The 20,644-nt window shown below is 51.2% G+C and carries 13 protein-coding genes; 7 read left to right on the plus strand and 6 right to left on the minus strand.

The window, feature by feature from the left end:
* Nucleotides 1-47 precede the first annotated feature (47 nt).
* Complete coding sequence (gene glmM, locus Q0Y65_RS10495) at nucleotides 48-1,433, minus strand: phosphoglucosamine mutase (RefSeq protein WP_297959462.1); 1,386 nt, start codon at nucleotides 1,431-1,433, stop codon at nucleotides 48-50.
* 381 nt (nucleotides 1,434-1,814) lie between these two features.
* On the opposite strand from glmM, the gene Q0Y65_RS10500 reads away from it, so the two are divergent.
* The 7 genes from Q0Y65_RS10500 (at nucleotide 1,815) to Q0Y65_RS10530 (ending at nucleotide 16,430) form a co-directional block, all read left to right on the plus strand.
* On the plus strand, nucleotides 1,815-5,426 hold the full coding sequence (locus tag Q0Y65_RS10500) for a YfhO family protein (protein WP_297959464.1): 3,612 nt from the start codon (nucleotides 1,815-1,817) through the stop codon (nucleotides 5,424-5,426).
* Nucleotides 5,427-5,825: 399 nt separating this feature from the next.
* A complete protein-coding gene (locus tag Q0Y65_RS10505) occupies nucleotides 5,826-8,087 on the plus strand; it encodes a cellulase family glycosylhydrolase (RefSeq protein ID WP_297959466.1) in 2,262 nt (753 codons plus the stop codon).
* 325 nt (nucleotides 8,088-8,412) lie between these two features.
* Nucleotides 8,413-9,129: a CpsB/CapC family capsule biosynthesis tyrosine phosphatase gene (locus tag Q0Y65_RS10510; protein ID WP_297959468.1), complete on the plus strand. Its 717-nt coding sequence runs from the start codon at nucleotides 8,413-8,415 to the stop codon at nucleotides 9,127-9,129.
* Nucleotides 9,130-9,178: 49 nt separating this feature from the next.
* Nucleotides 9,179-11,122 carry a nucleoside-diphosphate sugar epimerase/dehydratase gene (locus tag Q0Y65_RS10515; RefSeq protein ID WP_297959470.1) on the plus strand — a complete coding sequence of 648 codons (1,944 nt, stop codon included), beginning with the start codon at nucleotides 9,179-9,181 and terminating at the stop codon, nucleotides 11,120-11,122.
* A 299-nt stretch (nucleotides 11,123-11,421) separates the two neighbouring features.
* The gene (fliB, locus tag Q0Y65_RS10520; RefSeq protein WP_297959471.1) at nucleotides 11,422-12,462 is read left to right on the plus strand and encodes a flagellin lysine-N-methylase; all 1,041 of its coding nucleotides are present in this window, start codon (nucleotides 11,422-11,424) and stop codon (nucleotides 12,460-12,462) included.
* 121 nt (nucleotides 12,463-12,583) lie between these two features.
* A complete protein-coding gene (locus Q0Y65_RS10525; protein WP_297959473.1) occupies nucleotides 12,584-14,923 on the plus strand; it encodes a leucine-rich repeat domain-containing protein in 2,340 nt (779 codons plus the stop codon).
* Complete coding sequence (locus tag Q0Y65_RS10530) at nucleotides 14,910-16,430, plus strand: leucine-rich repeat domain-containing protein (protein ID WP_297959475.1); 1,521 nt, start codon at nucleotides 14,910-14,912, stop codon at nucleotides 16,428-16,430. The genes Q0Y65_RS10525 and Q0Y65_RS10530 overlap by 14 nt, the downstream gene beginning before the upstream one ends.
* 36 nt (nucleotides 16,431-16,466) lie before the next feature.
* Here the strand turns inward: Q0Y65_RS10530 and nifU are convergent, their stop codons facing one another.
* The 5 genes from nifU to proS all read right to left on the minus strand — a co-directional run bounded on the left by nifU (nucleotide 16,467) and on the right by proS (nucleotide 20,615).
* Nucleotides 16,467-16,883 carry a Fe-S cluster assembly scaffold protein NifU gene (gene nifU / locus Q0Y65_RS10535; RefSeq protein WP_297959477.1) on the minus strand — a complete coding sequence of 139 codons (417 nt, stop codon included), beginning with the start codon at nucleotides 16,881-16,883 and terminating at the stop codon, nucleotides 16,467-16,469.
* A 46-nt stretch (nucleotides 16,884-16,929) separates the two neighbouring features.
* Nucleotides 16,930-17,334 (minus strand): EF-Tu/IF-2/RF-3 family GTPase, encoded by a 405-nt coding sequence (locus Q0Y65_RS10540; protein ID WP_297959478.1) that lies wholly within the window; start codon nucleotides 17,332-17,334, stop codon nucleotides 16,930-16,932.
* 24 nt (nucleotides 17,335-17,358) lie between these two features.
* On the minus strand, nucleotides 17,359-18,549 hold the full coding sequence (nifS, locus tag Q0Y65_RS10545; RefSeq protein WP_297959480.1) for a cysteine desulfurase NifS: 1,191 nt from the start codon (nucleotides 18,547-18,549) through the stop codon (nucleotides 17,359-17,361).
* A gap of 3 nt (nucleotides 18,550-18,552) precedes the next feature.
* The gene (gene rnhA / locus Q0Y65_RS10550; protein WP_297959543.1) at nucleotides 18,553-19,002 is read right to left on the minus strand and encodes a ribonuclease HI; all 450 of its coding nucleotides are present in this window, start codon (nucleotides 19,000-19,002) and stop codon (nucleotides 18,553-18,555) included.
* A 173-nt stretch (nucleotides 19,003-19,175) separates the two neighbouring features.
* Nucleotides 19,176-20,615: a proline--tRNA ligase gene (proS, locus tag Q0Y65_RS10555; protein ID WP_297959482.1), complete on the minus strand. Its 1,440-nt coding sequence runs from the start codon at nucleotides 20,613-20,615 to the stop codon at nucleotides 19,176-19,178.
* Nucleotides 20,616-20,644: the final 29 nt, after the last annotated feature.

Consider the following 20,644-nt stretch of genomic DNA (forward strand, 5'->3'; position numbering starts at 1 on the left):
CAATACAAAAAGCGCCCTCCTTTCGGAGAGCGCTGCGGCTTTATATATTATAATGTATGACCCTTGGACTTTATAACGCTGACAACTCTGTCAACGCAGCTGCGGCATACAGTCTCGTCCTCAGCCTCTACCATTACTCTCACAAGAGGCTCTGTACCGCTTTCGCGTACCAGTATCCTTCCGGAGCTGCCAAGCTCGGCCGCTACCTTCTCCACCTCTGCACACACATCGGGGTCTGCCTGAGCGGCCGCCTTGTCCTTTACCTTTACATTCTCCAGCACCTGGGGATATACTGTGAAGGGAGCCGCAAGCTCGCTGAGCTTCTTCTGGCGCGACATGATGACCTGCATGATCTTCAGGCTGGTGAGTATGCCGTCGCCTGTGGAGGCATACTTTGAGAAGATGATGTGGCCTGACTGCTCTCCGCCGAGACAGCAGTCATGCTCCTTCATATACTCGTATACATATTTATCGCCTACTGCGGTCTTTGCGTACTCTACACCTATCTCGTCGAAGGCTCTGTACAGGCCGAAGTTGGACATTACTGTAGTAACTACCGTATTATTGATGAGCTTTCCGCGCTCCTTCATATATCTTCCGTAGATGTAGAGGATATGGTCGCCTGTGATGACATTGCCCTTCTCGTCAACACAGAGGCAGCGGTCGGCGTCGCCGTCATAGGCAAAGCCTGCATCGAGCCCCTTCTCCACCACGAATTTCTGTAAATTCTCGATATGTGTTGAGCCTGCGTTGTTGTTGATGTTAACGCCTGTAGGCTCTGCATTTATAACGTAGGTCTCTGCGCCGAGAGCGTCAAATACGGATTTTGCAATGTTCCATGCTGCGCCGTTGGCACAGTCAAGGCCTATCTTCATGCCTCTGAAGGAGTACATTCCCAGAGATATGAGGTATCCCACATAGCGGTTCCTGCCCGATACATAGTCAACGCTCCTGCCTATCTTCTCGCCGTGTGCGAAGGGGACCTCAGGCCAGTCCTGACCGAAGGCGCTGAGCTTTCCGTCAAGGTAAGCCTCAACAAGGTCGATGACCTCGTCCTGCATCTTCTCGCCCTGTCCGTTTATGAGCTTGATGCCGTTATCGTGATATGGGTTATGGCTGGCGGATATCATTATACCGCAGTCAAAGCTGTCAACTCTTGATATGTAGGCTACCGAGGGTGTAGTAGTCACATGGAGCAGATATGCGTCAGCGCCCGAAGCGGTAAGTCCGCCTACCAGGGAATACTCAAACATATAGCTTGAAAGTCTGGTATCCTTGCCTATTACTATGCGCGGAGCGGTATCGTCTCCGTTCCTTCTTCTAAGCTCGCCGTAGTACCAGCCCAGGAACCTTCCCACCTTATATGCGTGGTCTGCTGTGAGGTTCTCGTTTGCGGTGCCTCTGAATCCGTCTGTACCAAAATACTTGCCCACTATTATATCTCCTTAAAAAAATGATATGATATATCAAGTCCTGTAAAGACTCATAACGACACTATTATATCACGTCACGCCCCCGCCGTCAACGGTTTTTGCAGAATGTTCACAATAATAGTATAATTTACCCTTTAACAGCAAAAAATGTCGCCTCTGTTATATTATACGGATAAGGGAGCAAAAACTCTCACCTTTTTATATGCAAAATTTTCCGCATAAAATATAACGGTAATGTGGGAATTTGACTATTGCAAAAGCAGAAGATTTGTAGTATAATAGAAAATAGTATAAAATCGGGCTTTATGTCTTTACGGCGCTGTCAAGCAGCCTGCGCCGCAGGGGCCTTTTTCCTGTGCCCGAACAAAAGGAGGAACAAAATTGGCTAAGTCAAAAGCTACGGGCACCAAAACAGCTGCTGCCCGCAACAAGATCGGCAGTAAGCGACCTGCTGTCACTGCCGCAGACATCATAGCCGAGAAGAGAGGGAGAAAAATCAGGCCGATATTCTATTTCGCGGCCTTTATTGTTCCCTTCCTGCTCACGCTTCTGGCGTACATCGGCTTCGACGTCTATCCCTTCGGCGAGCGCTCAGTGCTCACCCTCGACCTCAACGGTCAGTACATCTACTACTTTGAAGCTCTCAGGAGAGATTTCTGGGGCGGAGGAAGCGCCTTCTACAGCTGGAGCCGTAACCTTTCGGGCGGCTTCATGGGTATCATAGGCTACTACCTGGCAAGCCCCTTCACTCTTATAATCATGATCCTTCCGAGAAAGATGATACTCGAAAGCATGATGATAATGCAGATGACAAAGGTGGGCTCCGCAGGACTTACCTTCAGCATCTACGCACAGAAATCAAAGAAGGTAAAGCCTCTCCAGTCCATCATGTTCTCTACGATGTATGCTATGATGGCATATGTAGTGATCCAGCTCATCGACCCCATGTGGGTCGACGGCCCCGTGTTCCTGCCTCTTATCATCCTGGGCGTGGAATACCTGATAGACGACGGACGGAAGCTCAACTATATCATCCCCACAGCCATAATGTTCGTGGCAAACTTCTACATCGGCTTCATGATAGCCATATTCATCGCCCTTTACTTCGTATACTATATGTTCTTCGGAACAAAGCGCAAGTTCAAGGGCATCGAGGACTACGGAAAGACCTTCGGCACTATGGTCTTGTCAACCGTTGTCGTCCTCATGTGCAGCTGCTTTATGATACTGCCTGTCTACAATGCTCTGGCACTGGGTAAGTTCGACTTCTCCGTGCCCGATTACAGCTACAAGGCAATGTTCAACCCCATAGAGCTTGTACCCTGTCTGCTTCCCGATCAGTACTACTCGGTAAACGTTGACGAGGGAACACGCTTCTACGGACGCCCCGAGATCTACTGCGGCGTTCTCACATTCATACTTGTCCCCCTGTTCTTCATGAACAAGAAGATCAAGCGCAACAACAAGATCGGCTACGGTCTCATGACATTTGCACTGCTCTTCAGTATGTATGTAAAGCCCATCAACATGATGTGGCACGGCGGCCAGGATCCTAACTGGCTCCCCTACAGGTACTCATTCCTGCTGTCCTTCGTGCTGGTTTCCATGGCGGCGGAGGTGTTCTCAAAGCTGGACGGCTACAAGCTGACTCCGATGAACGCGGGAATATCCGCTGTCACGGTGGGCGGTCTCACCGCCATATTCTGCGGCATGATGAAGAAATTCAACTACAACGAGGAAAAGTACAAGTATGTAGCCCTTACCCCGTATAAGGCAAAGCTCGACAGCGCCGACTCCACAGAACAGCTCTGGCTGGGCACTATCGCCTTCGGACTCATACTGGCCGCAATATACCTCATCGGTATATATATGTACAGCCACTCCAAGACCAAGAAGGCAAGGAACGCCATAACCGTGTTCATGGCAGGTCTCATCTTCTTCGAGACAGGCTACAACTGCTTCGATACCTTCAGGAAGATATTCAAGGAGGTAGGAAACTCCGGCAAGGCCACCTACACCGAGATAATCACCGCTCCCGAGGTGGTAAAGGAGCTGGAGGCATACGACAGCGGCTTCTACCGTGCGGAAAAGACCTACGACAGAATGGTAAACGACCCGCTGGCATATAACCTCAAGGGAATATCCCACTCCAGCTCGGTAATGAACTCAAGAGCTATCACCTTCATCGAGACCATGGGCTACTTCACACAGAGCTTCGAGTCAAAGTATCAGGGCTGCAACCCCGTTGCCGACTCTATCCTGGGTATCAAGTACGTCCTTGACGATCCCGAGAGAAACAGCAGCAGCAGGAACCTGCTGGACGCTTCCTATATCAAGCGCTTTGAGTCCTCCTACACCAAGGACAAGGACGTTCCCGCACATATCGACGTATATGAGAACCCCAATGCTCTCAACATCGGCTATATGGCTGACGACGACATACTGGTGCTCTCGGGTCTGGGCAACGATAACCCCTTCAACAGCCTGAACAACTTCCTCAGCGCTATGACGGGCAATACCCCCGACTTCTACGCAAATCCCATAGTACCCAAGCAGTACTATGTACCCTTTGACTGCAAGATAAGCTACGACGATACAAAGGTATACCTCCACGATTACTTCAACGATCCCGACGGCGACGGCAACGGCACAATGCACGACTGCTATGAGGCATTCGCAGGCGTAAACGACGCTGTAGTAAACATTGACGTAACTGTTCCCCACGACGGCAACATCTATATGCACCTGGGCTCTGAAATGAGACGTCAGTGCAACGTATGGGTAGCCGTTAAGGGCGAGGACGGAGTCTACAGAGGACAGAACACAGGCACAGAAGCATTTGACGGCTACGGTCAGTACTTCACCACCAACTCTTCTCCTATAGTAAGAATGGGTCCCTTCAAGGAAGGCGACGAGGTCGAGGTAAGACTCACTATCCCGCCCACAGGCCCCAACGGAAGCTATACAGGTCAGAACGAGTACATCATGGTCAGAAAGAACGCCGGCTTCAACTTCTACTACCTTGACGAGGAAGCCTTCACAGAGGATATCACCAAGCTCAAGGCAAATCAGTGGGAGCTGGACATGGACAAGACCAACGACCGCTACCTGGTAGGCGATATCGACGCTCAGGAAGGCCAGATACTCATGACCACCATTCCCTATGAGCCCGGCTGGAAGGTACAGGTGGACGGCAAGACCATCGACAACCTCATTGTTGAGGAGACCACCGATCAGGGTACAAAGGTGCTCAAGAACAAGGAAGGCTCTGTGGGTCAGGTCATCGTACTGGGTACAATGATCGGCATAAAGCTTCCCGCAGGTCACCACACAGTATCCATGAAGTATACTCCTCCCGGATTCAATCTGGGCGTAATAACACTTATACTCGGCATCGCAGTGCTGGTACTGTTCTACAGGTACGACAAGAAGCACAACAAGGTCATCATCGCCGACAAGAAGAGGAAGGAACTCTTCAAGAACAAGAGCGTTGACGAGATAGTCGAGGAGCTCAACAAGGAGCACGAGGCAGCAGCCAAAGGCAGGAAGAAAAAGAAGAAGACCGAAGCTGCAAAAACAGACACCGAGGATAAACCTGACGACGATACCAAGGCCGAAAAGACCGAAAAGCCAAAGAAGGCCGCAAAGAAGACCGTCATAGCGGTCGAGGCGGAGGAAGAGGCTGAGGAAAAGGCCGAGGAGATCGAAAACGACGCCGAAAGGTTCATCAGAAACGCGGACGCCTCCCTGAAGGAAGGCATCAGCAGCGTTGAGGACGAGGCCGGGGAGGCTGTCGGAGATATAGCGGAAGAGGCTGAGGAAGCAGCCGATGAAGCCGCTGATATCGTCGATGAGGCCGCCGAAGAAGTCGTTGACAAGGCTGAGGAGAAAGTCTCCGAGGCTGCTGAAAAGGTCAAGCTGAAGGCTTCAGAGTCGGTAAAGAAGGCTGTATCTACTGACGCTCCCAAGAAAAACAAGAAGAAAAAGAAATAATATGACGCCCCCGCAGTTGCGGGGGCTTTCTTCATGCCTTTTTTGCCCCCGTTTCGGGGTATGGTAAAAATCGACAAAAAATGGTAATATAACGATGTGCTTATTAATTTTTTATTTATATGTTTATTCAGTTGCTTTGTTTTGGAATAGTATAAACAATACCTAAAAAATATTATACCAAAATAATATTGTTGCAACAATCCTCCCCTATTCTCCGAGCTTTCACTATACATATGCACTAAATACTCCGCTATAATTTCTATGCAAGTTTTGTTGCATTTTGCACAAATCATCTTGACTTTATTTTACATTTGTGCTAAACTTTAGTTGTCAGAAAGAATTTCGGGATTAACTGCACTGGATCCCGAAAGGTAAAATTCTTATCTTAGGAGGAATACTATGTTCATCAATTCAAAGAACGTGAAGCGCGTGGTAAGCATCTCTGCGGCAGCAGTTTGTATCTTATCTTCACTTCGCATTGCTCCGATCGGTGATATCGCCGACGCAGCAGCTCCGACAATGACAGCCTTTGAGATCACAGAAAACATGAAAGTCGGCTGGAATCTCGGTAACACACTGGACGCTAAGGCAGGCGGCATAGACGCACAGGGCAATTCCTACGATTATGATCACGCAGGACTTGAGACAGAGACCTGCTGGGGCTGCCCCGAGGCTAATCAGCAGCTGTTTGACGCTCTCAAGGCAAAGGGCTTCAACACTGTCCGCATCCCCACAACATGGTTCCAGCATCTTGACGAGAACGACAACATCGATCCCGAATGGATGGCTCGTGTTCATCAGGTAGTTGACTACGCATACAAGAACGATATGTATGTTATCCTCAACCTCCACCACGAGAACTGGATCAACAGAGGCGATCTTCTCACAGCTTATGACGAGATCAACCCCAGACTCCTCAAGCTCTGGACTCAGATAGCCACAGAGTTCAAGGACTACGATCAGCACCTCATCTTCGAGTGCATGAACGAGCCCCGTGCCGTAGGCAAGTCCTACGAGTGGTGGTCCGCTACACCTGTTGAGGAAGCAAACGTTATCAACAGACTGGAAGCTAACTTCGTAGAGCTCATCAGAGGCATGGACGGCCCTTACGCAAAGACCCGTCTCCTCATGCTCCCCGGCTATGTGGCAAGCTCGGACAAGACCTTCCTCAAGCAGATCGTTCTTCCCGAGAACGACGAATTCCTGGCTGTTTCGATCCACGCTTATACACCTTATAACTTCACAATGAATACAAACGAGGCAGAGGGTGCTTATCATGACACCTTCACAACTGCCTTCAGCAACGACCTCGCTTACAACCTCCAGAACTTCCGCGATATGTTCGTTGACAAGGGTATCCCCGTAGTTATCGGCGAGATGGGTACCTCAAACTTCGGCAACACACAGGCTCGTGTTGACTGGACAACTCAGTACTTCACAACTACAAAGAAATACGGTATCCCCTGCGTTCTCTGGGACAACGGCCAGGAGAGAGATCCCAGCAACCCTGATCAGAATCCCGGTGAGGTACACGGCTACATCAACCGTAAAACAGGCGAATGGAATCAGGATTCACTTCCTATCATCGAAAAGATGATGGAGATCATGAACGACAGCTCCATCAAGTGGGGCAGTGAGGCAAAGATACCTACCTATGATCATCAGTCTCTCTCAGCAGGTACGGTATTCCTCGAGAATGCAACTATCGACGTTGCTCTCTCAGATACATACGGCAACTCAACTCCTGGCAAGGAGATCTCATGGGATCAGCTCAAGGGCAAGGAAGTTGCTATCAAGTACACAGGCGATACACCTGTCCTCGCTGTTTCAGACAAGAGCTTCGACAACTGGTCGGAGATGTCTCCCTACACAGTTGACGAGGCAAACGGCATCGCTTACTACCTTGTAGACCAGCAGGTACCCAAGGCTTACTCAGCCGACCTTTCAACCCTTAATCATATGCAGGCAAGAACTCCCGGCAAGACAACTATCGAGAAAATAGTTATCCTTGAGGCTCCCGATATAACCATCGATGTTCCCGAGAACAAGACAAAGAAGTTCAAGCTTGACTTCTCCAACGCTAAGGCAGACGATAACCTTGTTCTCACTATCAAGGGTGAGCCCAATACAGATACAAACGGCTGTGTAGGCTTCAACGGCAACGGCTGGGAGCAGATCGAGTGGAGCGGCAAGACAGACGCCAACGGCGTGCTGACTGTTACCATCGGCATGGACAAGTTCCCCGCTAATCTCCAGTCCGCTGAGTGCCAGATCTGGCTTGAGGCTGAGAAGCTTAACCTTGATGATTACTCATTCGTTTCTCAGGGCACTCCCGAGACAACAACTACTACAACAAGCACAACAACTACAACAACTACAACTACATCATCAGAGACTACAACGACCACTACTACAACAAATCCCAATCCCGGCATAAAGAGCACCGGCAACGGCGACTCCAACCAGGACGGTACAGTTGAGCTTGCAGATGCTATCTTCATCATGCAGTGTCTGGCTAACCCCAACAAGTATCAGCTCACAGCTGAGGGTCGTGTAGCAGCTGATGTATCAGGCAACGACGGCATCACTTCAGATGACGCTCTTACCATTCAGCTCTACCTCCTCCACAGAGTAGCTTCTCTCCCTGTAACACAGGGCTGAGACCGATAATATCCATTAATCCGGTTCTTCAATTATACCTCTTTGCAGCTGCCTTCGGGCGGCTGCATTTTTTATTTCAGCATTTCCCGGCACCATCATATGCTATCCCCCCTATGGCTATTGAATTATAATATATTATTAACTTTTGCAGACTATTGACAAAGCAATACTATCTGTTATATAATTATAACAGTATCGCTGTAACCGCACAGTCCCGCCATGGGAACGGTCAGCAAAAAGTATTGATCAAAGCAGAGACATATATATGCTTTTTTTATGGAACACATACACCATACACTAAAGAACAAAAGGATGACAACTGAATATGCTTACTGATTACCATTGCCATATTCTGCCGGGAATGGACGACGGAGCGTTCGATGTGGACACCTCTCTCAGCATGATCGAGATCATGAAGGAGCAGGGCGTCGAAAGGATAATCGCCACACCTCATTTCTACGCTCACGAGGAAAGATCCCTGACAGAATACCTTATAAGGCGTGAGATCGCCTATGAGAGCATCGCGGACCTTGCTGCGGTGCCGGATATCATGCTCGGCGCAGAGGTCGCCGTAGAGCACGGTATATCAATGATACACGGGATAGACAGGCTCGCAGTGGAGGATACGGGCTTTATACTGCTGGAGCTGCCTTTCCGCGACTTCGAGGACTGGATGTCCGAGGAGATAAATGCTATCGCTTCAGATCACGGCCTCACCGTGATACTGGCTCATGTACACCGCTATCTGGCGTACTATACACCCGAAAACTTTGAAAAGCTGCTGGAGACCGACGCAGTCTTCCAGTTCAACAACGAGGTCTTCCTCATGGACCGCGAAAGAGAACTGCTCAGACAGCTTGCAGAAAATAAAAAAAGGATAGTTTTCGGAAGCGATGCACATAATACGGGCACAAGACGCCCGAACTGGGATATGCTTTTGGAGAAATGTGACCCTGAGATGATAGAGGCCTCAAATGATCTTATCGCACCTGCCGATAATACCATCGAGGTCTTTACAGCCTGCGATACCGCAAGCGTCTGAGGGGGTAAACATCTGTCAGCACATTTTTTGCTGATACGGGGGGATCTTTTTGAAAAAATTAATAGGTAACTTCAGCTTCCGCAGAGTGGTGCTCGCTTTTGCCGACGCTTTTATCGTCGTAGCCGCCGCTCTTATCACCAACTTCATCCTGTCGTTCATCGACGCGGATATAAGCCGTTCGGATATGCTCATGAGCTTCATGATCGGCTCCGTGACCTGCTGCGGCTGTCTGATGATATTCGGCGCCTACAACAAGCTGTGGAGATTCTTCCACAAGCGCGACTACCTCTCATGCGTGTACGGAGTGGTGTTCGGCTTTATCGCCGCAGGCAGCTTCGTATATATCATCAGGAACGAGGTACCGCTGGGATATCTGTGTCTCCACGCACTGATAACACTGACAGGCGTCTGCCTGTTCAGGTATCTGTTCAAGGAGAGCTTCGTGACCTTCTCGCGGATAAGCTCCGAGGACGGACGCAAGCGCACTATGATCGTCGGCGGCGGACAGACCTGCCGCATGATACTCACAGAGATCGAGAACGCCAGAAGATCGCCCTATGAGGGGGACAAGGTCTCGGCAAAGTACGATCCCGTGTGTATAATCGACGACGACAGAAGCAAGATAGGCTCCGAGATACAGGGCGTGACTGTGGTAGGCACCACATCGGAGATTATAAAATTCGCGGATCAGCAGCATATCGAGCAGATCATCTTCGCTATCCCCTCATGCCTTGAGGACGAGCGCAAGAGGATACTGGACATATGCTCGGGTACAAACGTCCCCGTAAAGGTGGTCCCATTTATCGGAAGCCTTATATTCGACGGAGGAAATACTCCCCTCCTCACCCAGATGCACGACATCAAGGTAGAGGACCTTCTCGGACGAGCCTCCGTGAAGTTCGATAACGAGGAGATACGCCGCTTCATACACGGCAAGGTCTGCATGGTAACAGGCGGAGGCGGCTCAATCGGCTCCGAGCTGGTGCGCCAGATAGCCAGGTACAGCCCCGAAAGGATAATCATAGTCGATATCTACGAGAACAACGCCTATGACGTCCAGCAGGAGCTGCTCATGGAATTCGGCGACGACCTTGACCTGAAGGTGCTCATCGCCTCGGTCAGGGACTATTACCGCATGGACAGCATCTTCGCCCGGTACAAGCCCGATATCGTATTCCACGCCGCAGCCCATAAGCACGTTCCCCTCATGGAGAACTCGCCTATGGAGGCCATAAAGAACAACGTCATCGGAACCTTCAACACCGCTACTCTGGCTCAGTTCCACAAGGTGAGGAAGTTCGTGATGATATCCACCGACAAGGCGGTAAATCCCACCAACGTCATGGGCGCTTCAAAGCGCTGCTGCGAGATGATAATACAGTACCTCTCACAGCAGAAGGACGGCTGTACCGAATTCGTCACCACACGCTTCGGAAACGTCCTTGGCTCAAACGGCTCGGTGATACCCCTTTTCAGAAAGCAGATAGAGTCGGGAAGAGCCGTTACCGTAACTCACCCCGACGTTATAAGATACTTCATGACTATCCCCGAGGCTGTCAGCCTCGTGCTTGAAGCAGCCGCCATAGCTCACGGCGGAGAGATATTCGTGCTGGATATGGGACAGCCCGTCCATATAGTAAGGCTGGCCGAGAACCTTATCCGTATGTACGGAAAGACGCCATATAAGGACGTAGAGATAAAGTTCACAGGCCTGCGTCCCGGTGAAAAGCTGAAGGAGGAGCTCCTCATGGACGAGGAGGGACTTCAGAAGACCTCCAACGAGCTCATATTCATCGGCAAGCAGATACACCTTGACGGCGACGAGTTCATCAGCAAGCTGAGGACCCTGCGCAACGCCGCAAACGAAAATCTCAACGATGTGGCCATAGAGGCCCTCCATGATATAGTTCCCACATTCACCACTCCCGAGGAGTTCAACAGGGCGGAGCTTATCAAGGAGCACAAATTCACACTTAACGAAAAAAGAGAATAAGACTATGCTTCTCATTCGGAAAACTTATATTTATTATTAGTGAGATCATTCTGAAAAAGGCTTTTTTCCATGCTTTTTTCAAGTCTTCAGGTTTAATTTTTTCTATGGCAGAGCCCCTATAAAAAAATTTGCCCCCTTGTAAACTACAAGGGGGCTCTGTTATAGAAAAAATCAGCTATAAAGTCTTTGGAAATGGGTTCGGGGAAGAACCTTTCCTCAGAAAGGTTTTCCCCGACAATAAGTACAGGTTTTCTGCTTGAGAAGTACAGCCGCTATTCCCCTTTGTTTTTGGAGGAAACATGATATACAGATACCCCGACTACTACCGCGACTTCCGCTGTATCGCAGGCGACTGCCGCGACAACTGCTGCAAGGGCTGGGAGATAGACATCGACAGTGACACCGCAGACTATTACGCCGCCGTAAAGGGCAGCTTCGGCGAAAGACTGCGCAGCAGCATAAAAAACGGCTCCTTCGTCCTCACCGCAGACCAGCGCTGCCCCTTTCTCAACAGCAGCGGCCTCTGCGATATATACACCGAGCTGGGCGGCGACAAGCTCTGTAAAATATGCTCGGATCACCCCAGATTCTATGAGTGGTTCGGCAGCTTCAAGGAGGGCGGCATAGGCCTTTGCTGCGAGGCGGCGGCGGAGCTCATACTCTCGCGGCCGTTCCTGCTCCGTGAGGAGGAGGCTCCCCCCGAGGACGCCGCCGGAGAATACGATGAGGAGCTGCTCTCTATGCTGCTGAGAGCGCGGGACGAGATGTTCGCCGCTCTTGAAAGAGAGGATATCCCGCTGTGGGAGGCTCTCTGCCGCATACTGGATATTGCCGCGGAAATACAGGACTGCCTGGATATGCCCTTCCCCGACAGCAGTGCAGAGCTCCCCTGCTCCGGGACTCTGGGCAGCTTCTTCGCCTGCCTTTCGGAGCTCGAACCCATAGATGAAAGCTGGCAGCCCTATATAAGCGCCTGTGCGGAGAAACTCAGCTCCGCCGCTCCGCACGAAAGCGGACAGGATATCCTGCTGAGACGGCTGGGAGCCTACTTCATATACCGCTACCTGCTGAAAAGCGTATACGACGGGCAGGTCCTCGGCTATGCCAAATTCGCGGTGTTCAGCCTAATCATCATCGACAGGCTGTGCCGCCTTGCGGAGGAGGGCTGCACTGCTGACCGCTGCGCCGGGATCGCAAAAAACTACTCCAAGGAAACGGAGTACTGCGAGGAAAATATGGCGGAGCTCCTTGAACGCTTCGGGCAGGAGCCCTGCTTCGGTACGCTCTCGCTGAAAAGCCTCATTGCCGCCTCCTTTCCCGAAAATGTGGACGGGAACTGAAAAAATACCGCCAAATACGAAAAATAAGTGAAATTCATTGCAATATCACGGCTATTGTGCTATAATGTATAAGAATTAACAGCTCATCAGGGCTGTACAGAAATAATGAGAGGGTAATACTATGTTTGACCGTAAAAAAATAGCCGCATTTGTGGCAGCGCTTCTCCTGTGTACCTGCGGAGCCGCTCCTTCGGCAGCCTTTGCAGACAACGAGACAGGGCCCGCTGCTGCGGCAGATGAGCCGGAGCCTTCCGTCACTACATATGATAACTGCATCGTCAGCGGAGACTTCATGTACTCAAAGACCAGCGAAGGCGACGCCCGTATAGAGAACTGCACCGCAGCAGGCTCTGCCCTTGTTATCCCCGACAAGATCGACGGACTCACCGTAACGGAGCTGGGCACCACCGCCTTCGGCGACGTCATGGACAACAACAGCTTCACCAGCATCGAGATACCTGCTTCGGTGAACTATATATCCGCAGACAACCCGTTCCTCTACTGCTCGCAGCTCACCGAGATCAAGGTGGCAGAGGGCAGCGAAAGCTTCTGCGCCGAGGACGGCGTGCTGTACGACAAGAAGAAGGAAACTCTTATCGCCTACCCTGCCAAGAAGGCAGGAAAGAGCTTCACTATCCCCGACGGAGTCAAGACTCTTTACGCAGCGGCTCTATATGATGCTGACCTTGCAGAGCTGAACCTCCCCTCGTCTCTTGAGGAGGTAAACTACTTTGCCTTCGGCGACATGAAGTTCATGGAGAAGATAGACATGAGCGGCACCAAGGTGACCGAGCTGGGCTCATACGCCTTTTCACAGTGCAAGGCTCTTGAAGAGGTGCTTCTCCCCGATACCCTCGAGCATATAGGCGGAGGCGCCTTTGCAGGCTGCCGCAGCCTTGAGAGCATAACTCTCCCCGACGGCCTCTATACCATAGGTCAGTACGCCTTCGTTGACACGGGACTGAAGGAGATAAAGGTTCCCGACACCGTAGAGGCTATCCAGTACGGAGCCTTCGGCTACTCCACCAGCCATACAGGAGAATTCATCGCCGACAACGATTTCACGCTAATAGGCAGTATCGGCTCCGCAGCCCAGAGATACTCCGTAGACGCCGATTCCGACTACGAATATGTGAATAACTTCAACTTCTTCACTCCCGAGGAATACGAGGAGCAGAAGGAGCTTCTGAACCTTGAAAGAATAGAATCAGGCGACTTTGAATATGCCATTACCGACGACGGAGCAGTGCTGCTTTCATGCAAGTCCTCCGAGGCAAAGCTGGAAGTTCCCGCAAAGCTTGACGGTAATACGCTGGTAAAGATATACCCCACCTGCTTCACTCCCTGCCAGTCCACCGAGATAATCCTGCCAGATACCATCACCGAGCTGAAGGAAATGGCATTTTACAGCTGTGCAAACCTTACATCTGTAACCGTTCCCGCAAGCGTAAAGACCATAGGCAATAATGTTTTCGACAAGTGCTCCGCTCTGGAGACCGTGGAGATACAGGGCGCCGAGACTATGGGCGAGCTGGTGTTCTGCGACTGCAAGAAGCTCAGAAAGCTCACTATTTCAGGCGATCTGAAGGAATGGAACGACGACGAGCCCTTCATTGACTGCAAGGCTCTCGAGGAGATAAACGTCACCGAGGGCGGAGGAAACTTCAGCTCCGAAAACGGCGTGCTCTACAACAAGGACAAGACCATACTCAAAGCCTACCCCGCAAACAAGGCAGACAAGAGCTTCACAGCTCCCTCAACAGTGAAGGAGATAGCACAGTCAGCCTTCTACAGCGCACAGAACCTTGAAAAGGTGGATATTTCCAGCGCTACAGTCATACAGGCCTACGCCTTTGAGCGCTGCGGCAAGCTGAAAAGCGTAAAGCTCTCCAAGAAGCTGAAAACACTGGGCTCCGACGCATTCTATACCTGCGATTCGCTTGAAAGCCTGCGTCTGCCCAAGACCCTCAATGACATAGGCGCCTGCGCATTCGGCTATACCTACAGAGAGGTGGCCAATTCCGACGATCCCGAAGCTACAAATGCTCTGGCCGAAAACTTCAGGGTTTACGCTCCCAAGAACTCCACAGCCTATAAGTACGCAAAGGGCTCGGGTATGACGGTGATAACGGGAACAGTTGAGATATTCGGCAAGAATTACGATATACGCCTCCTGGGCTTCATAGGCGGACTTATATTGCTGCTCATCGCCATACTCATCGGCAAGGGCGTTGCAAAGAAAGCCAAGGCGAAAAAAGCTGCCAGGGAGCTGGAGGAGCGTAAGAAAAAGGCTGCCGAGCGCCGCAGCAAGGCCGCAGCCGAGGAAGAAGAAGCCGACGACGAAGAATACGACGACGATGAGGACATCGAGGACGAGGATTTAGACGACGATGATGGCCTGACAGAGGATAACGAGGAAGAAGATAACGAGGACGAGGAGGACACAGATGATGAAGAATAATTTCAGAAAGCTGGCCGCAGTCATCGCTTCGGGCATTATGGCAGCCTGCTGCCTTCCTCTCGGAGCCGCAGCGGACAACCTCCCCGGCGCCTCTGACGACCCCCTTTACGACGGATCTTTCTACTATGCGCTCAACGCAGACGATACCTACACCATAACCCAATGCTCTGCCACCATAGTTACAACAGTGCCCTCCATCAGAAACGGTAAGGCCGTTACTGCCATAGGCGACGAGGCCTTTGCAAACTGCACGGGCATAACAGAGCTGTCTATCCCCGATTCTATAAAGACCATAGGCAGCCACGCCTTTTACGGCTGTACGGGACTCCAGCAGGTAACTCTGCCGAATAAGCTGGAATATCTGGGCGACAACGCATTTTTCAGCTGCAGCTCCCTGACGGAGATATCCCTCCCAGATACTCTTACAAAGATAGAGCCCCTTACCTTCGCGCTCTGCGATAATCTTGCGGCTGTAGACCTCCCCGACTCCATAACCGAATTCGGCGAGTACGCCTTCTATCAGTGTTCACTGTTGAACAATTTCAGACTTCCCGCTTCTCTCACAAAGATCGGCGAGAACGCCATGGGAAGCTGGTTCTCCGTAACGGACATAGACGCCTCTGCCTGCTCCGCCTTCGTATACGAGGACGATATGCTTATGAGCGCCGACAAGAAGGACATATACCGTGTTTCCGTGGAAAAGAGCGGCGAGATAAATATCCCCGACGGAGTTTCCATTATCAGAGGCGGAGCCTTCTCCACCTGCTCGCAGATAACAGCGGTACACTTCCCCAATACGGTCACAGCCGTAAACGACGAGGCGTTCAGCTACTGCTCGGGCATTAAAAAGCTGGATCTCAACAACGGTCTCCATACTATAGGCTTCAGTGCTTTTGCCTTCGATCAGGCTATAGAAACCGTTGATATACCCACCTCGGTGGATACCATAGACGAAAGCGCCTTTGCCTACTGCAAGAGCATGACCAGACTTATACTCCCCGAGGGAGTACAGACCATAGGCCCCAATGCCTTTCTCTCCTGCAACGGTATTACACAGGTAAGCATACCCAAGAGTGTAAAGACCATCGGTGAAAAGGCAATAGGCTACACGGTTCAGGACAAGGAATACAAGATTTCAGACGGCTTCCGGCTCAGCGTTTTCTCGGGCTCGGCAGGTGAAAAATACGCCAAGAGCTCGGGAATAGAGTATACCGTTACCGACAGAAACCTGAAGAAGGTGGCATTCATTGCCGCTATGATAGCTCTTGCTGCCATAGTCATAGTGTTCGCCGCAGTCCTCATGAAGCGCAGCCGCAAAACAGCTCCCGCAGGTGCCAGAAAGGCTGCCAAGGAAGCCAAGGAAAAGGCTGAGGAGAAGAAGTACAAGAAGATCATGAACGAGCCCGAAGAGGACGACGATGACGAGGAGTACGATGAGGACGAGGACGACGAAGAATACGACGAAGATGATGATGACAGCGATGATGACGACGAAGAAGAAGAATAATCAATAAAAAAAGACGGCTTAAAGCCGTCTTTTTTATTATTCCTCGGGTTCCTTTATCTCGCCGACTATGGGAAGCGGATCTATGCCCTGTCTTGTATAATAGTCCGAAAGAGCTGATCTTACGGCCTGCTCTGCAAGCACCGAGCAGTGTATCTTTACAGCGGGAAGTCCGTCAAGAGCCTCCACAACGGCCTGATTTGTCAGCTTCAGCGCGTCCTCGATAGACTTGCCCTTGATAAGCTCCGTAGCCATGGAAGATGTGGCAACAGCCGCTCCGCAGCCGAAGGTCTTGAATTTTGCGTCAGTGATGATACCGTCGTCTATCTTCAGGTACATCTTCATTATATCTCCGCACTTGGCGTTTCCGATCTCTCCTACTCCGTCAGCGTCCTCGATCTCGCCTACATTTCTCGGATTTGAGAAATGATCCATTACCTTTTCACTGTATAACATAGCAATTACTCCTTTGTTATTATTTCGGAACTTACCGCCGCAAAGCCTACTGCTTCTTGATGATGTCGTTCCTGCCGATCTGCTTTCTGTCCACGTCCTTCAGCATGAACGCGGCATTGGCTCCCTCCGAGACCGTATTGCAGACCTTCCTGAACTGCTCGATGCCTACTATCTCGGTATATATCTCGTCCTCTCTGCCGCGGACTATAACTACCTTGTCGCCCACGGTGAAAACGCCGCCTGTAACGGTCCCCACCGCAACAGTGCCTCTGCCCGTGACAGTAAATACATCGCTCACAACGAATTCGGCATATGTGCCGTCGGCAACTCCCGACTGAGGAGTATAGTATTCCTCGTATTCGCGGAGCTCCCTTTCGTCGTCCGTAAGAAATTCATGGTTTCTGGGCTCCCTGTTCAGGAGCTTGTCCTTTAAATTATCTAATATTCCCATAGTCATACACCCCGTTGTTATGGTTTATTCGTACTTCTCGCCTTTCATCATGCGCTCCCACACAGGGGACATCGAACGGAGCCTTTCAACTACCTTGGGTATCACCTCGAGGATATAGTCCACATCCTCGTCCGTTACGTCCTCCTCGATGGACAGTCTCAGGGAGCCGTGTGCTACGGCGTGTACCAGTCCTATGGAGAGCAGAACGTGTGAAGGATCAAGTGAGCCCGATGTGCAGGCCGAACCCGATGAAGCACATATTCCGTTGAGGTCGAGCATGAGCAGGAGAGATTCTCCCTCAATGCCCTCAAAGGAAATATTGAGATTTCCGGGAAGTCGGCTGTCCCTGTCGCCGTTGAGACGGGTATAGGGTATCTCCAGCAGCCCGTCGATAAGGCGGTTCCTTCTGGGAGTTATTATGTCAGCCTTTTCCGCGATATTGCGTGTGGCAGCTTCAATAGCAGTTCCCAGACCCACTATGGCGGGAACATTTTCCGTGCCTGCACGCTTTCCGCGCTCCTGACCGCCGCCGTGTATAAGGTTGGGGAGGACTATGCCCTTGCGGATATACAGAACGCCTATGCCCTTCTGGGCGTGTATCTTATGTCCCGAAAGCGAAAGCATATCTATGCCCTGCTTGTGGACGTCTATCTCAACGTGTCCCACGGCCTGTACGGCGTCAGTGTGGAAGAGCACCTTCTTTTCCTTGCATATGGCAGCTATCTCGTCGATAGGCTGTATGGTGCCGATCTCGTTGTTTGCGTACATTATGGTGACCAGTGCTGTATCCTCGCGGATAGCCTTTCTGACGTCCTCGGGATCAATGAGACCCTTGTCGCTTACGGGGACGTATGTTACCTCATAGCCGTGCTTTTCAAGATATTCGCAGGTATGGAGCACAGCGTGGTGCTCGAATACAGAGGTGACGATATGCTTCTTTCCCTTTTTCGCCATCAGCTCCGCAGTACCCTTTATAGCCCAGTTGTCGGACTCTGAGCCGCAGCTGGTGAAGAATATTTCTCTCGGCTCGGCTCCCAGAGCCTTTGCCACCTTTTCGCGGGCCAGTTCCACATCTCTCTGGGCGTCGCGTCCCAGCTTATAGATGCTGGAAGCGTTGCCGTATGCCGTGCGGAAATAAGGCAGCATGGAATTCAGAACCTCCTCCGAAACCGCCGTAGTTGCCGCATTGTCGGCATATATGAACCTTTTATCCATTGTTCAGACCTCCTGTTTTGCATACAAATCACGCTGCTCAACCGCAAGGCGGTCACAGCGCTCGTTCTCGGGGTGGCCTGCGTGACCCTTTACCCAGTTGAAGGTAACGTCGTGCTTTTCCAGCAGGGGCAGCAGCTGCTCCCACAGGTCAACATTCAGCGCAGGCTTCTTGTCAGACTTTATCCAGCCCTTCTTCTTCCAGCCGTACACCCAGCCCTTTGTGATACTGTCCACCACGTACTTGCTGTCCGTTGTGAGTATTACCTTACAGGGCTCCTTCAGAGCGGAAAGACCCGTGATAACACCGAGGAGCTCCATTCTGTTGTTGGTGGTGGCACTGTGTCCGCCCGAAAGCTCCTTTTCCACGCTGCCGAAGCGAAGCACCACACCGTAGCCTCCCGGTCCGGGGTTGCCGCTGCAGGCGCCGTCCGTAAAGATCTCAACTGTCTTGATAAGTCTCACCTCCGAAAATCGCAGTCAATAATATTGTACATTAAAATGTCTACAAAATCAATAGGTGTTAGCCCCGGTAAACTGATTTTTACGTTTTTACCGGCTAACTTCATAACAATCCAATGGGCGGCAGCTGCCGCCCATATATGGTCTGTTCGCGGATAAAGCTCCGATCAATAAGCCTTGCCCCAGTATACCATGCACTTTGCAGGCTTTCCGCAGCAGATACACTTGTCGCTGAGGTTCTCCTGCTCGAAGGGGATACATCTTGAGCCAACGCCTGTCTTTTCCTTTATCTCGTCCTCGCAGGCCTCGTCGCCGCACCACATGGCCTTTATGAAGCCGTCGCCGTTCTCCAGTGACTTTGTGATCTCGTCGAGAGTCGTGCAGGCATATGTTCTTCTGTTGCGGTTGTCCAGAGCCTTCTGATACATACCGTCGTGTGCTTCCTGAAGCTTCTGAGCAACAGCGCTCTCCAGCTCGTCCAGTGAAGCATCAGCCTTCTCGCCGCTCCAGCGTGAAGCGATAACGCACTTATTCTCCTCGATATCTCTGGGGCCGATCTCAACTCTCAGCGGAACGCCCTTCATCTCGTACTCTGCGAACTTCCAGCCGGGTGAGTTCTCGCTGTCGTCCAGCTTTACTCTTACGCCTGCTGCTGCAAGTCTGTCCCTGAGCTCGGCAGCCTTGTCCAGAACGCCCTCCTTGTGCTGGGCGATAGGAACGATAACTACCTGAATGGGAGCTACTGCGGGAGGAAGAACAAGACCGTTGTCGTCGCCGTGAGTCATGATAACGCCGCCGATAAGACGGGTGGAAACGCCCCAGCTTGTCTGGTGAGGATTGACGCGCTTATTGTCCTTGTCTGTGTATTCGATCTCGAAGGCCTTTGCAAAGCCGTCGCCGAAATAGTGTGAGGTACCTGCCTGAAGTGCCTTGCCGTCGTGCATGAGAGCCTCGATAGCATAGGTCGAAACAGCTCCCGCGAACTTATCGCTCTCGGTCTTCTTGCCCTTTACAACAGGCATAGCCAGAGCTTCCTCGCAGAACTGGGCATAGAGGTTGAGCATACGCTCTGTCTCCTCAACAGCCTCCTCGGCAGTTGCGTGTATTGTATGACCTTCCTGCCAGAGGAACTCTCTTGAACGGAGGAAGGGACGTGTGGTCTTTTCCCAGCGTACAACGCTTACCCACTGGTTGTACAGCTTGGGCAGGTCGCGGTATGAGTGAACTATATTGGCATAGTGCTCGCAGAAAAGGGTCTCGGAAGTGGGGCGGACGCAGAGTCTGTCCTCAAGCTTCTCGCTGCCGCCGTGAGTTACCCATGCAACTTCGGGAGCAAAGCCCTCAACGTGATCCTTTTCCTTCTGGAGAAGGCTCTCGGGAATGAACATAGGCATACATACATTCTCGTGACCTGTAGCCTTGAACATACCGTCAAGAATATGCTGGATATTCTCCCAGATAGCGTAGCCGTAGGGTCTGATAACGAGACAGCCCTTGACGCTTGTGTACTCTACCAGCTCTGCCTTCTTGCAGATATCTGTATACCACTGCGCGAAATCCTCGTCCATTGAGGTGATGGCAGTGACCATTTTTTTATCCTTAGCCATATTATTGACCTCTTTCTGTTATAATTTAA

Origin of the sequence: uncultured Ruminococcus sp. (assembly GCF_947301925.1) — a bacterium.
In the GTDB taxonomy this organism is placed as follows: Bacteria; Bacillota; Clostridia; order Oscillospirales; family Ruminococcaceae; genus Ruminococcus.